Consider the following 12911-nt stretch of genomic DNA (forward strand, 5'->3'; position numbering starts at 1 on the left):
GATTGGGGCGCCTCCAGCCGTAAAGCGGACGATCAGGCCTTCTTCTCCCAGCCGCGCGGACCCTGCTGCCAATAGGTCAGCGCATGGCCCGCGGCCTTGGCGGTCTTCCACCGTGCGCGCGCCGCCCCCAGCGCGGCCTCATCGGCGCCGTCGAAGAGGTCGAAGACACGGTCATATTCGCCCTGGCGCCGGCTTTCCGCGCCATCGACCAGGAAGAGGAAGCGCGCGCCATTCGGGGCGGCGCCGTCCTCGGTCGTCAGCCAGATCGGCTGCAATTCGGGGTTGCCGGTGGCGGGCGTGCCATGCGGCAGCCAATCCGGCTCCGGGCAGGTCCAGAGCGCGGCATCCAGCGCGGCGAGCCGCTCGGCGCTGCCCACCTGCACCACGGCCCGCCCACCGGTGTCCAGCACGCGGCCGAGCAGCTTCGGCAGCGCCTGTTCCAGGGGTGTGCGCGTCAGGTGGTAGAAGCCGATCTCGGCCATCAGGGATGCGCTGCCTCCGCCTCGAAATGCTGCGCCACCAGCCGGTCGAGCAGCCGCACGCCGAAGCCCGTCGCCCCCGCCGGGCCCAGCGCATGGGGCTCTGACTGCGTGTCCACGCCGGCGATGTCCAGATGCGCCCAGGGGCAATCACCGACGAATTCGCGCAGGAAGGCGGCCGCATGGCTGGCATCGGGCACGCCCTTCCCGGACGGCAGGCATTGCCGCAGATCGGCGATGTCGGAATCGAGGTCCGCGCGATGCCGATCCCCGATCGGCAGCGGCCAGAGCCGCTCACCCACCGCCTCACCCACCGCGGCGAGTTCGGCCATCAGCGCCGCATCCGTCCCGAAAAGCCCGGCGCGGTGCGTCCCCAGCGCGCTGACGACGGCCCCGGTCAACGTGGCGAGGTCGATCACCGCGCGCGGGGCGAAGGCGCTGGTGGCGTGGTGCAGGGCATCGGCCAGCACCAGCCGGCCCTCGGCATCCGTATCCACCACCTCCACCGTGCGGCCCGAAGCGGTGCGCAGCACGTCCGAGGGCCGGTAGCTGCCCGCCCCGGTCGCGTTCTCGGCCAGGGCGAGCACCGCAACCGCGGGCGCGGGCGAATGCCGCTTCGCCAGCGCCAGCATCGCCCCCGCGCAGGCCGCAGCACCCGCCATGTCCGCGCGCATGGACTCCATCCCCTGCGCCGGCTTGATCGAGATCCCGCCCGTATCGAAGACGATCCCCTTGCCCACGAAGGCCACCGGCGGGGACGCGATGCTGCCGCGCCAGCGCAGCACGGCAAGACGCGGCGGCGTGGCGCTGCCGGCGCCGACCGCGAGCAGCGCGCCCATCCCCGCCCGGGCGAGGCGCTTGCGGCCCCAGATGTCCACATGGATGCCGTGCCCGGCGAGCGTTTCCAACTGCTCCGCGAAGCGCCGCGTGGTCAGGTGGTTGGCCGGCTCGCTCACCAGGTCGCGCGCCCAGAGGCAGCCCTCCACCCCTGGCGCCAGCTGCGCCCAGGCGGCCTCGGCGGCGCGCGGGTCGGCGACCTGCAGGCTCACCTTGCGCAGGGCAGGCAGGGGCGCGGATCGGTGCCGGTCGAAGACCCAGGCGCCGAGGGCCAGCCCGGCGCAGAGCCAGGCGATCTCCATGGGCGCGAGGGCCTGCGCCGCGACCGCCAGATGCGGCACGTCCTTCAGCCGCCGCGCGGCCAGCGTGCCCGCCTGCTCGAATCCCGCCTGCTGCGGCGCGGGGCCAAGGCCGAGATAAGCCCGGCGCGGGGTGCCGGGCAGGTCGAGCAGGGACTCGGCAGCGGCGGTGAAACCGGCGGGCGCGGCCTCGGCCGGCAAGGGGTCGCCGGGACGCAGGACGGCCAGCACCGGCACGGCACCCTCGGGCGCACGGCGGGTGAACCTTATGCGGAGCATGCGGGGCCAATGCGGATGATGGAGGGGGCGTTGCCCCCTCCATGCCTCCCCCACCAAGGGGCAGTGGCCCCTTGGAACCCATGCGATTCCTGGCGACGGGTGGGGAGGGGTTTCGCGCGCGCGCGAGACCCCTCCCCACCCGTCGCCAGATACCCCGGCGGTCCAGGGCGCCCTGCGCCCTGGTGGGGGGAGTTTGAGGGGGGCAACGCCCCCCTCACCCCTCCCCCATCTCCGCCACCAGCCGATCGAGCATCCGCACCCCATAGGCCGTCGCACCCTTCGGCACCGTGGCGCTGTCCTTGCTGCTCCACGCCGTGCCCGCGATGTCCAGGTGTGCCCAGGGCATCGGCCCGTCCTTGGTGTTCACGAAGCGCTGGATGAACTGCGCCGCGGTGATGGAACTGCCCATCCGCCCCGTCACGTTCTTCATGTCCGCGATGTCGGATTTCAGCTGCTTGTCATAGGCCTCGCCGAGCGGCATCCGCCACGCCTTCTCGCCCACCGCGCTGCCGGCGGCCAGGATGCGCTGCGCGAGGTCGTCGTCATTGCTGAACAGCCCGGCATGTTCATGCCCAAGCGCCACGATGATCGCCCCCGTCAGCGTCGCGAGGTCGATCATGCAGCGCGGCTGGAACCGCTCCTGGCAGTACCAGAGCACATCCGCGAGCACGAGGCGCCCTTCCGCATCCGTATTGATCACCTCGATCGTCTGGCCGGAATAGGACTTCACCACATCGCCCGGCCGCTGCGCGGTGCCCGACGGCATGTTCTCCACGAGGCCCACCAGGCCGACCACGTCGCATTTCGCGCGCCGCCCGGCGAGGGCCGCCATCAGCCCCACCACCGCGCCGGCGCCGGCCATGTCCCACTTCATGTCCTCCATCCCGCCGGCCGGCTTGATGGAGATGCCGCCCGTGTCGAAGGTCACACCCTTGCCGATGAAGGCGATGGGCTTCTGCGCCGCGCGCTTCGTCTTGGGCGCGCCCTTCCACTGCATGATCACGAGGCGCGGTTCGTGCTGGCTGCCCTGCGCCACGCCGATCATCGCGCCGAAGCCGAGCTTCTTCAGCTCCTTCAGCCCCAGCACCTCGATCTCGAGGCCAAGCTTCTCGAGCCCCTTGATGCGCTCGGCGAATTCGATCGGGTGGAGGATGTTGGGCGGCTCGCTCACCAATTCGCGCGTCAGGAACACACCATCCGCCACGGCGCGCAGCGGCGTGAAGGCGGCCTTGGCGGCGGCGACCTCGGTGGTGGCCAGCGCGAGGCGTTCGAGCTTGGGCTTGTCCTCCTCCTTCTCCTTCGTGCGGTAGCGGTCGAAGCGCCAGGAGCGCAGCGTGGCGCCGAAGGCGAAGCTCGCGACCAGCGCGCCGGTCAGGCCATCGGCGGCCACTGTCGCCTCGCGATCCTGGGCGAGCAGCGGCACCAGATTGCCGCCGGCGGCCTCAGCGGTCTCAGGCGTGACGTCCTCGGCCTTGCCGATGCCGATGGCGACGAGCTTGCTGAAGGGCCCCTGCGCGTAGAGTGTCGCGGTCTGCCCCTTGCGGCCCTTGAAGCCGGCCGCCTCCAGCGCGCGGGAGAGGCTGCCCCCGCTGGCGCGCTCGGCCTCGGCATGCAGGCCGATGGGGGCGTCCTCGCCCTCGGGGATCAGCAGCACGAGCACGCCGCCGCGCGGCAGGGCGGATTTGACGAAGGCGATGTCGGGCATGGGTCTTTCCGTCTTGCTTCTGCGCGAGAGTATCACCTTGTGGCCCGGCATCGCCAATCCGGCCGCTGGCGTGGCGGGAGGCGCGACGCTATCAGCCCCGCATGACACAGCTGATCACCGATGTGGCCGAGGCCGCGCGCCTGTTGCGGGCGGGCGCGCTGGTGGGTTTCGCGACCGAGACGGTCTATGGACTGGGTGCGGATGCGCGCCAGGGCCGCGCCGTGGCGGCGGTGTTCGAGGCCAAGGGCAGGCCGCATTTCAACCCGCTGATCTGCCATTTTTGTCTGGCTGCCGCGGCATTCGACGAGGTCATCGCCGATTCGCGCGCCGTCGCACTCGCCGCGCGGTTCTGGCCCGGGCCGCTCACGATGGTCCTGCCACGCCGCCCGGCCTGCCGGATCGATCTGCTGGCCGGCGCGGGGCTGGATACGCTGGCCGTGCGCGTGCCCGCCCATCCGCAGGCGCTGGAATTGCTGCGCCTGTTCGATGGCCCGGTCGCCGCGCCCTCGGCCAATCGCTCGGGCAGCGTCAGCCCGACCACGGCCGCGCATGTCATGGCCGAGCTTGAGGGCCGGATCGCGGCGGTGCTGGAGGGCGGGGCCTGTGCGGTGGGCGTCGAGAGCACGGTGCTCGACCTCACCGGCGCGGGCGCGGTGCTGCTGCGCCCGGGCGGCGTGCCGGTGGAGGCGATCGAGGCCGTGATCGGCCGCGTCGGGCGTCCCCTGCCGCTCAGCGCGGCGGAGGCCACGCGCAGCCTGCGCAGCCCGGGAATGCTGCTGAGCCATTATGCGCCGGGCCTGCCGGTGCGGCTCAACGCCACCGAGGTCGCGGCGGATGAGGCGCTGCTCGCCTTCGGCCCCGCGCCGCTGCCGGGCGCAAGCGCGCTGTGGAACCTCTCGCCATCCGGTGACCTGGCCGAGGCCGCGTCGCGCCTGTTCAGCGGGCTGCGCTGGCTGGATGCGCAGGGCGCGCGGCTGGGACTTTCGCGAATTGCCGCGATGCCGGTGCCGGAGTCGGGGCTGGGTGCGGCGATCAATGATCGCCTCACCCGCGCCGCCGCCCCACGGGGATAGGCTCAGCCCGCCGTCAGCACCCCGCGGCGGATCTGGTCGAGCTCGATGCTCTCGAACAGCGCCTTGAAATTGCCCTCGCCGAAGCCCTGGTCGCCCTGGCGCTGGATCAGCTCGAAGAAGATCGGGCCGATCATGTTGCCGGTGAAGATCTGCAGCAGCCGCCCGCCCTCGGGCGTGGGGGCGCCATCCATCAGGATGCGGTTGCGGCGCAGGCGTTCCACCTGATCCTCCACGCCGGGCAGGCGCCTGGGGAGCAGTTCGTAATAGGTGTCGGGCGTGTCCAGGAAGGCCACGCCACGGCCGCGCATCGCCTCCACACTCGCATGGATGTCGGTGGTGCCCAGCGCCACATGCTGGATGCCCTCGCCGCCATAGGCGCGCAGATATTCCTCGATCTGGCTGCGGTCGTCGGAGCTTTCATTGATCGGGATGCGGATCTGGCCGCAGGGCGAGGTCAGCGCGCGCGACTTCAGCCCGGTCAGCTTGCCCTCGATGTCGAAGTAGCGGATCTCGCGGAAGTTGAAGAGCCGCGCGTAGAAATCCCACCACACATCCATCCGCCCGCGATGGACGTTGTGCGTCAGGTGGTCGATCACCGTCAGCCCCGCCCCGAGCGGGCGCGCATTCGGCTCACCCAGCCATTTGAAGTCGATGTCGTAGATGCCGCCATTGGCGCCGTAGCGATCGACGAAATAGAGCAGCGAGCCGCCGATGCCCTCGATGGCGGGGATGGCGAGTTCCATCGGCCCGACCTTGGCCTCGACCGGCTTCGCCCCCAGCGCGACGGCGCGGCGCCAGGCGGCGGCGGCATCCGCCACGCGGAAGGCCATGGCGCAGGCCGAGGGGCCGTGCACGCGCGCGAAGGCGGCGGCGAAGCTGCCCGGTTCCGCGTTGAGAATGAAGTTGATGTCGCCCTGGCGCCAGAGCGTGACGTCCTTCGAGCGGTGCCGCGCCACGGGCGCGAAGCCCAGCCGCGTGAACAACGCCTGGAGATAGGGCATGTCGGGGCCGGTGAACTCGACGAATTCGAAGCCATCCGTGCCCATCGGATTGGCCTCGCTGATCTGGCCCGCATAGGCGCTGCGATCCGGCGGAATATCCATGCTGCCCTCCCGTGGCGTCTTGATGCGCCCTCTTACAGGCAGCTTGGGGCTGATCCAAAGGCGAAAAGGGTCCGGCGGGCGCGCCGCCGGACCCGGATCATGTCACTGCCAGAGGCCCTTCGAGGCCAGCCAGCGCTGCACCACCTCGGCCACCGCATCCGAGTTGCGGTCCATCATGATCATGTGGCTGTTGCCGCGGATGCCGATCTCCGGCAGGTCGATCACATCCACGCTGCCGCCCGCCGCGCGCACGGCCTCCGCGAAGCGCACGCCATTGCCGCGGATGGTCGGCCAGCGGCTGTCCTGGGCGATGTAGTCGCCATAGACCATCAGCACCGGGATGTCCTTCAGCGCCGCCACGCGGGCGGGGTCGCCGATGGCGGCGGGCTCGATCAGCACCAGGGCGCGCACCTTGTCGGGCCGGTCCTGCGCCGCGCGCCAACCGAACAGCCCGGCCTGGCTGTGCGCGACCACCACGGAAGGCCCGACGCGGTCGAGCAGCGCGCCATAGGCCTCCTGCGTCAGCGCGTCGGTGGTGGTGAAGCGCGGCACGATCTGGCGCATGAAGTTCATGTAGCTGGCGCGATCGGCCGGGAACTGGTTGCCCGGCAGCACCTCGCCCCGCGCGAAGCTGCCCTGGCCGGCGCCGATGCGGAAACGCTCGAAGGGGTTGTCCACGGTCAGCAGCAAATGCGACCCGCCGGTCTGCTCGGGGATCATCGACCAGCCCGCGCGCCCGCGCTCCACGGCGTCCGCGACATAGACCGGCCAGCCGCGGCGGAGGAAGAAGTTCTGCCAGCCCTCGCGCCCGTCGGGCGTCGTCTCCCAGGTCACGCCGGTCAGGCCGCCGCCATGCCACATCAGCATCGGCGCGCGGCCGCGCGGATTGGCCGGGATCATGTACTGCGCGTACATCGAGCCCATCAGATAGGTGCCGTTCGGATCGACGCGGGCCGGCACGCCGCCGGGCGTGAACAGCACCTCGCGCACCGGCTGGCCGGAGACCACGACCTCCCGCCCGCCGACATGGAAACTGCCCCAGCTTTGCAGCGAGACGGGCGGCTGCTGCTGGGCGGCGGCCGGCAGCGCGGTGGCGAGGGCGAGCGCACCCGCCAGGATGGTCTGTTTCATGCTTTCGTTTCCCCGCGGATCACTCGGCCACGCAGCGAAAGCTCGCTGCCTCGTTCACCGGACCCGCGCCAAGATATTGCGGCCAGGCGGGCGCCGCGCAAAGGGGGCGCGTGCGGCCGCGCGTGGGGCTGCTGGTGCCATCGGTGACAATCAGGCCCTCCGGCGCGCGGCCCTGTTCCACCCAGGCATCGAGCGCGGAGAGGCTCTCCAGCATCGGCGCGAAGCGGCCCCCGCCATGCGCGAGGCCCGGGATCTCGTAGTAGCGCAGGAAGCCCTCCGTCGCGGCGCGGCCCATGCGCTGCGTGATCGCCTGCACGTTGCGCCGGTTCTCCAGCGGGCTGACGGAGGGGTCGTCATGGCCATGCAGCCAGATCATCTTCCCCCCGCGCGCGGCGAAGGCGGAAAGGTCGGTCGCCGTGGCGTCGAACAGGGCGGAGATCTCCAGGATACGCGCGCGCTGCGGCCCGTCTGCCGTCACGTCGAGCCGGCGCATGTCGAGATCCCGCCCGTCCTTCACGAAGTAGCGGAAGAACTGATAGGCGCGGTCCACGTGATGCGCGTTCGGCCCCGAGCGCGGCGGGTCGAGCAGTGCCGACTGGCTGCCGAGCTGCATGGCGATGCCCTCGAGGCTGTTGTAGCCGAGATAGTCGCGCGATCCGTTGGCGAAGGCGAAGGGCAGGCTGTAGCCCTGGTGGTAGACGCGCATGGTGCGGCCGATCTGCGCCTCGGTCAGGCAGTGCTCGGGGTGCCCGCTCTCGCCGGCGCGGCAGCGCAGGGCCTCGAGCGCGGCGGCGGAGCCGGCGCGACAGGCATCGGGGTTGCTGACGAGGCCATCGGCCAGCCCATCCAGCGCATCGCAGCGCGCGAGCGAGTCGCGGGCGATGCGCGCCACCATGGCGGGGGGGATCCAGCCCGCGCTGTCATCGTCATAGACCGCGCGCGCCAGCATCGCGCCCCAGAGCCGCAGGCCCATATAGCTCGAGACCGGATACCAGGTGATGATGCCGTCATAGGCCTCGGGCCAGCGGATGGCGGCGGTCAAACCCTCGCGCCCGCCGGTCGATCCACCAGTGTAATAGACCCGCCGCGGCACCTGCCCGTAATGCGCGAGGCTCACCTGCCGCACGGCATCGAGCGTCTTGCGGATGTGCTGGTAGCCGAAATTGTGCAGCGCCTCGGCATTCAGGGCGAAGGAGGCATCGTCGGCGCTGGCGGCCTGATGGCCGGAATCGGAGGCGAAGGTCAGGAAGCCGCGCGCCAGCGGCGTCGCCGTGCCGGCCAGCCCATGCGTCTCCAGCCCCGTCGTGTTCGGGATGCGCCCATTATAGCCGCCGCCGCCGAATTGCAGCGCGCGCTGGTTCCAATTGGCGGGCAGGTTGGCGCGGAAGCGGATCTCCGGCGCGGCGGGATCGACGGGCAGGATGGCGCCATCGACGGCGCAATAGGTGCCGTTGGGATTGTCCGCCGCCCCGGCCTCGACCACCCGCGCGGCGCGGATGGTCGCGCCGCCGGTCGGCAGGGTGATGGCACTGGCCGGGATGGCGAGGCCCGTGAGGCCGGCGCAGGCGGGGCGCGCCGGCTGCGCCACGCCTGGCGTGGCGGCCAGCATGGCCAGGGTCGCGGCCAGCGCCGCGACCCGCATCGACTTGTGCATCGTTTCCCCCTGGTCTCGGGCAAGCGAAGCCTGAACCAGGAGGGCGCGCTCAGTCCACCGTGATGCGCGCCTGGCGCTAGTCGACAGTAATGCGCGCTTGCCGCACGACGGTGGCCCAGCGCTCGCGCTCCCAGCGGATCAACTGGGCGAAGGCGGGGCCGTCCATCGTGCTCGGCTCGGCCCCCTCGTCGCGCAGGCGGCGCACCACCTCGGGGTTGGCAAGCGCCTCGCGCAGCGCGGCGAAGAGCCGCGCGCGGATCGGCTCGGGCGTGCCCTTCGGCACCAGCAGCCCGTACCAGGCGGTCGCCTTGTAGGTCGGGATGGTCTCGGCCACGGTCGGGATGTTGGGCAGCAGCGTCATGCGCGCATCGCCCGTCACCGCCAGCGGCCGCACGGAGTTCGACTGGATCAGCCCGACCACGGAAGGCAGCGTGGTCACCATGAAGTGGATGTGCCCGGCCACCACATCGGTCAGCGCCGGGCCGGCGCCGCGGAAGGGCACGTGCTCGGCCTCGAGCCCCGCCATCTGCAGCATCAGCGCCGCGGCGAGGTGGCTGGCCGAACCGTTGGAGGCCGAGGCGTAGGTGATGTTGCCGCGCGCCGCGCGAATCTCATCCAGCAGTTCCCGCAGGGTGGTGGCGCGCGACTTCGGCCCGACCACGACGATCAGCGGCGCATCGGCGACGAGGCCGATCGGCTCCAGCGCCGTCTCGGGGTTCACGCGCATGTTGCGGAACAGCGAGACATTGACCGACATCGGGCCGTGATTGCCCATCAGCATCGTGTAGCCATCCGGGCGCGCCGCGGCGGCCTGCTCGGTGGCGATGTTGCCGCCCGCGCCGGGGCGGTTCTCCACCACCACGGTCTGGCCCAGGGCGGGGCCCATGGCATTGGCGACGGTGCGCGCGATCAGGTCGGTGCCCCCACCCGGCGCGAAGGCCAGCAGCAGGCGGATCGGGCGGGCCGGGAAGGTTTCCTGCGCGAGCGCGGGGGTTGCGGCCAGCGCCAGGGTGGAGCCCAGCAGGGTGCGACGATGCATGATGGCTTTCCTCAACGTTTGCGCGCCTTATGCCGCATCCCGCGCGCCGGGCAAAGCGCCGGGCTTGCCCGGCGCGCCACGGCGGGGATTGATGGCGCCATGCCCGCCCCGATCGCGCCGCCGAGTCTGCCGGCCTTCTGCCTTGCCTATCTGCGGATCGGGCTGATCGGCTTCGGCGGCGTGAACGCCTGGGCGCGGCGGGTGCTGGTCGAGGAGAAGCGCTGGATCAGCGAGCAGGACTATGCCGAGGTGCTGGGCATCGGCCAGGTGCTGCCCGGCGCCAATGCGCTGAACGTGGCGATCCAGCTTGGCGAGCGCTGGCATGGCGCGGCCGGGGCGGTGGCTGGCGCGATCTCCCTCTTCGGCGCGCCGATGCTGCTGCTGATCGGCCTCGCCGTGCTGCATGATGCCTATGGGGAGGTCGCGCTGGTGCGCGCCACCCTGGCCGGCACGGCGGCCGCGGCGGCGGGCATGGTGATCGGCACCGCGCTCAAGATGACGCAGAACCTCCGCCCCGCCCTGCCGGTCATCGCGGTGGGCCTCGCCGCGCTGTTTGCCGCCGCGGTGCTGCGCGCGCCGCTGCCGCTGATCGTGCTGGGCCTCGGCCCCTTCGGCATCCTCGCCGCCTGGTGGGTGGAGGGGCGGCGATGAATGACAGCCCGCTCTGGCAATTGGCGCTGGGCTTCCTCGGCATCTCGCTGATCGCGGTCGGGGGCGGCATCGCCGTGGTGCCGGAGATGAACCGCCTCGCCGTCGATGTGCATGGCTGGATGGATGATGCGCGCTTCGCCCAGCTCTTCGCCCTGGCGCAGGCCGCGCCGGGGCCGAATGTGCTGGTGGTGGGGCTGATCGGCTGGCAGGTGGCGGGGCTGGGCGGGCTGCTGGTGGCGATCGCCGCCATGACCGGCCCGGCCGGGCTGATCGCCTATGGTTTCGCCCGCTTCCGCCGCCGCCGCGCCGGCGCGGGCTGGCTGCGCCGGATCGAGCGCGGGCTGGTGCCCGTCGCCATCGGGCTGATCCTGGCCTCGGGCGTCATCCTGGGGCAGGCGGCGGCGGTGAATGCGCTGTGCATCGGCCTGACCGTCGCCGCCACGCTCTTCGTCTGGCGCTCGGACCGCAGCCCGCTCTGGGTGCTCGGGGTGGGGGCGGTGGCGGGCGCGATTTTCCTGTAAAGGCAGCCGATCATGCCCGACACCCTCCGCCCCCCGCTCCCCGCCGGCCTGCTGGACCGGCTCGGCACCCTGCTCGGCCCGCGCGGCCTGCTGACCGCGCCCACCGACCTTGAACCCCATCTGGCGGATTGGCGCGCGCTGTATCGTGGCGCCACCCCCTGCGTGCTGCGCCCCGGCTCGACCGCCGAACTGGCCGAGGCCGTGAAGCTCTGCGCTGCCGCGGGCGTGGCGATGGTCCCGCAAGGGGGCAACACCTCCATGGTCGGCGGCGCCATCCCCGATGAGAGCGGCCGCCAGGTGGTGGTCAGCCTGACGCGGCTGAACCGCATCCGCGCCCTCGACCCCGTGGACATGACCATGACGGCCGAGGCGGGCGTGGTGCTGAAGGCGGCGCAGGTCGCCGCCGCCGAGGCCGGCTGCCTCTTCCCCCTCAGCCTGGGGGCCGAGGGCACGGCGACGATCGGCGGCGTGCTCTCCACCAATGCGGGGGGCAACACCACGGTGCGCTACGGCAATGCGCGCGAACTCATGCTGGGGCTCGAGGCCGTGCTGCCGGATGGCGCGATCTGGCACGGGCTGCGGCGCCTCAGGAAGGACAATACCGGCTACGCGCTGCGGCATCTCTTCGTCGGCGCGGAGGGCACGCTCGGCTTCATCACGGCGGCGAGCCTGCGCCTGTTCCCGCGTGCGCGCGACACCGCCTTGGCCTTCTGCGCCGTGGCGGATGAGGATGCCGCACTTGCCCTGTTCCGCCGCTTCCGCGACCGCGATGAGAGCGCGGTGCGCGCCTTCGAATACATGTCGGGCCTCGGCGTCGATTTCGCCGTGAAGCACATCGAGGGCATCACCCTGCCGGTGGAAAGCCGCGCCGACCACTACGTGCTGATCGACCTCGCCTCGCCCCGCCCCGATGCGGGGCTGCGCGAGATGGCCGAGAGCGTGCTGTTCGAGGCGATGCAGGACGGCGTGGTGATCGACGCCGTGCTGGCGGAATCGGAGGCCCAGGCCCAGAAGATCTGGCGCATCCGCGAGGAACACCCCGAGGCGCAGAAGCGCGAGGGGGCCTCGGTGAAGAACGACGTCTCGGTGCCCGTCTCCAGGGTGCCGGAGATGATCCGCCGCTGCTCCGCCGCCCTGGTGGAACTGATTCCCGGCAGCCGGCCCGTGCCCTTCGGCCATATCGGCGACGGCAACATCCACATGAACCTCGAACAGCCCGAGGGGATGGATGGTGCGGCCTTCCTCGCCCGCAGCCACGACATCATGGACTGCGTGAACGAGATCGTGCGCGACCTCGATGGCAGTTTCAGCGCCGAGCACGGCATCGGCCGGCTCAAGACCGACATGATGGAGAGCTGGCGCGGCGGCGCCGAACTGGGGGCGATGCGCGCCATCAAGGCCGCGCTCGACCCGCAGGGCCTGATGAACCCTGGAAAAGTCTTCCCCTGAAACGCGCCCTTGCCGTTCTGCTTCTGGCTGGCGCCTGCGGCGCGCCCGCGCCGCGCGCGCCGGACCCCGCGCAGCGTGCGGCGGCGAGCGTCGTCGCCGTGGCGTCGAGCACCGGCGGGCGCTGCCGCGCCACGGGCAGCGCCGTGCATCTGGGCGAGGGGCGCTTCCTGACGGTCGCGCATGTGGTGGATGGGTCGAGCCAGGCGCTGCGCGGCGGCTGTCCCGCCGTGGCGCCGGCACTCAGCCTGACGCTGGGGGGGGCGAGCCTGCCCGCCACCCTGACCAACTCGGGCCGCTACCGGATCGACCCCGTGATCGGCCAGCGCTATCTCGGCGCCGAGGATCTGGCGCTGCTCACGCCCCAGCGCGCGGCCCCGGCGCCGCCGGCTGCCAGCATCTGCGCCACCACCCCGCCGCCCGGCACGCCCGCCTTGCTGGTCACGGGCGGGCAGGCGCTGCGCACGCGCGTCACGCGCCTCGCCGCCGAGCCGGAGGCGCAGTTCGGCGCCTATCTTGAGATTCCCGTGCAGCTCGAACCCGGTGCCTCGGGCGGCGCGCTGTTCGAGGCCACCACGGGCTGCCTCGCCGGCCTGGTCAGCCACCGTGACGAGGATGGCGGCCCCCCCCGGGCGCGGCTGGTGCCGGCCAGCACCATCCGGCGGTTTGTGGGGACATGACCCGCCTGTTAGAC

Annotated in this window: 12 protein-coding genes; 5 read left to right on the forward strand and 7 right to left on the reverse strand. The window is 71.9% G+C overall.

The annotated features are described in order from the left end of the window. Nucleotides 1-32: 32 nt before the first annotated feature. The 3 genes from AC2D9U_RS17885 to AC2D9U_RS17895 all read right to left on the reverse strand — a co-directional run bounded on the left by AC2D9U_RS17885 (nt 33) and on the right by AC2D9U_RS17895 (nt 3599). Nucleotides 33-482 (reverse strand): DNA polymerase III subunit chi, encoded by a 450-nt coding sequence (locus AC2D9U_RS17885; RefSeq protein WP_484751558.1) that lies wholly within the window; start codon nt 480-482, stop codon nt 33-35. Then, nucleotides 482-1894 carry a leucyl aminopeptidase family protein gene (locus AC2D9U_RS17890; protein ID WP_484751559.1) on the reverse strand — a complete coding sequence of 471 codons (1413 nt, stop codon included), beginning with the start codon at nt 1892-1894 and terminating at the stop codon, nt 482-484. Before AC2D9U_RS17890 ends, AC2D9U_RS17885 begins: the two co-directional genes overlap by 1 nt. A 214-nt stretch (nt 1895-2108) precedes the next feature. Next, on the reverse strand, nt 2109-3599 hold the full coding sequence (locus tag AC2D9U_RS17895; RefSeq protein ID WP_484751560.1) for a leucyl aminopeptidase: 1491 nt from the start codon (nt 3597-3599) through the stop codon (nt 2109-2111). Between the two features lie 101 nt (nt 3600-3700). Here AC2D9U_RS17895 and AC2D9U_RS17900 point away from each other — a divergent pair, with 101 nt between their 5' ends. Then, a complete protein-coding gene (locus AC2D9U_RS17900; protein WP_484751561.1) occupies nt 3701-4672 on the forward strand; it encodes an L-threonylcarbamoyladenylate synthase in 972 nt (323 codons plus the stop codon). A 2-nt stretch (nt 4673-4674) separates the two neighbouring features. Here AC2D9U_RS17900 and hppD read toward each other — a convergent pair whose 3' ends face one another. From hppD to AC2D9U_RS17920, 4 genes are all read right to left on the reverse strand, one after another. Next, nucleotides 4675-5775, reverse strand: coding sequence for a 4-hydroxyphenylpyruvate dioxygenase (gene hppD, locus AC2D9U_RS17905; RefSeq protein WP_484751562.1), 1101 nt, complete (start codon nt 5773-5775; stop codon nt 4675-4677). 102 nt (nt 5776-5877) lie between these two features. Further along, nucleotides 5878-6906: an alpha/beta hydrolase gene (locus tag AC2D9U_RS17910; RefSeq protein WP_484751563.1), complete on the reverse strand. Its 1029-nt coding sequence runs from the start codon at nt 6904-6906 to the stop codon at nt 5878-5880. Nucleotides 6907-6925: 19 nt separating this feature from the next. Continuing rightward, nucleotides 6926-8560: a tannase/feruloyl esterase family alpha/beta hydrolase gene (locus AC2D9U_RS17915; RefSeq protein ID WP_484751564.1), complete on the reverse strand. Its 1635-nt coding sequence runs from the start codon at nt 8558-8560 to the stop codon at nt 6926-6928. A 76-nt stretch (nt 8561-8636) separates the two neighbouring features. After that, on the reverse strand, nt 8637-9599 hold the full coding sequence (locus tag AC2D9U_RS17920) for a Bug family tripartite tricarboxylate transporter substrate binding protein (protein WP_484751565.1): 963 nt from the start codon (nt 9597-9599) through the stop codon (nt 8637-8639). Between the two features lie 99 nt (nt 9600-9698). Here AC2D9U_RS17920 and AC2D9U_RS17925 point away from each other — a divergent pair, with 99 nt between their 5' ends. From AC2D9U_RS17925 to AC2D9U_RS17940, 4 genes are all read left to right on the forward strand, one after another. Beyond that, the gene (locus tag AC2D9U_RS17925) at nt 9699-10250 is read left to right on the forward strand and encodes a chromate transporter (protein ID WP_484751566.1); all 552 of its coding nucleotides are present in this window, start codon (nt 9699-9701) and stop codon (nt 10248-10250) included. Further along, nucleotides 10247-10771, forward strand: coding sequence for a chromate transporter (locus AC2D9U_RS17930; RefSeq protein ID WP_484751567.1), 525 nt, complete (start codon nt 10247-10249; stop codon nt 10769-10771). The genes AC2D9U_RS17925 and AC2D9U_RS17930 overlap by 4 nt, the downstream gene beginning before the upstream one ends. Before the next feature lie 12 nt (nt 10772-10783). Further along, nucleotides 10784-12220, forward strand: a complete 1437-nt coding sequence (locus tag AC2D9U_RS17935; protein ID WP_484751568.1) for an FAD-binding oxidoreductase — start codon at nt 10784-10786, stop codon at nt 12218-12220. Between the two features lie 98 nt (nt 12221-12318). Continuing rightward, entirely contained in the window at nt 12319-12897 is a 579-nt protein-coding gene (locus AC2D9U_RS17940) for a trypsin-like peptidase domain-containing protein (RefSeq protein ID WP_484751569.1), read from the forward strand. Nucleotides 12898-12911 lie beyond the last annotated feature (14 nt).

The sequence above is a fragment of the Roseomonas sp. TF40 genome, assembly GCF_057219975.1.

What these genes read in the sequence shown, in the direction of transcription:
- AC2D9U_RS17920 (WP_484751565.1), bottom strand. Translation starts at nt 9,599, where the DNA reads ATGCATCGTCGCACCCTGCTGGGCTCCACCCTGGCGCTGGCCGCAACC.
- AC2D9U_RS17885 (WP_484751558.1), bottom strand. Translation starts at nt 482, where the DNA reads ATGGCCGAGATCGGCTTCTACCACCTGACGCGCACACCCCTGGAACAG.
- AC2D9U_RS17900 (WP_484751561.1), top strand. Translation starts at nt 3,701, where the DNA reads ATGACACAGCTGATCACCGATGTGGCCGAGGCCGCGCGCCTGTTGCGG.
- AC2D9U_RS17925 (WP_484751566.1), top strand. Translation starts at nt 9,699, where the DNA reads ATGCCCGCCCCGATCGCGCCGCCGAGTCTGCCGGCCTTCTGCCTTGCC.
- AC2D9U_RS17895 (WP_484751560.1), bottom strand. Translation starts at nt 3,599, where the DNA reads ATGCCCGACATCGCCTTCGTCAAATCCGCCCTGCCGCGCGGCGGCGTG.
- AC2D9U_RS17915 (WP_484751564.1), bottom strand. Translation starts at nt 8,560, where the DNA reads ATGCACAAGTCGATGCGGGTCGCGGCGCTGGCCGCGACCCTGGCCATG.
- AC2D9U_RS17930 (WP_484751567.1), top strand. Translation starts at nt 10,247, where the DNA reads ATGAATGACAGCCCGCTCTGGCAATTGGCGCTGGGCTTCCTCGGCATC.
- hppD (WP_484751562.1), bottom strand. Translation starts at nt 5,775, where the DNA reads ATGGATATTCCGCCGGATCGCAGCGCCTATGCGGGCCAGATCAGCGAG.
- AC2D9U_RS17935 (WP_484751568.1), top strand. Translation starts at nt 10,784, where the DNA reads ATGCCCGACACCCTCCGCCCCCCGCTCCCCGCCGGCCTGCTGGACCGG.
- AC2D9U_RS17890 (WP_484751559.1), bottom strand. Translation starts at nt 1,894, where the DNA reads ATGCTCCGCATAAGGTTCACCCGCCGTGCGCCCGAGGGTGCCGTGCCG.
- AC2D9U_RS17910 (WP_484751563.1), bottom strand. Translation starts at nt 6,906, where the DNA reads ATGAAACAGACCATCCTGGCGGGTGCGCTCGCCCTCGCCACCGCGCTG.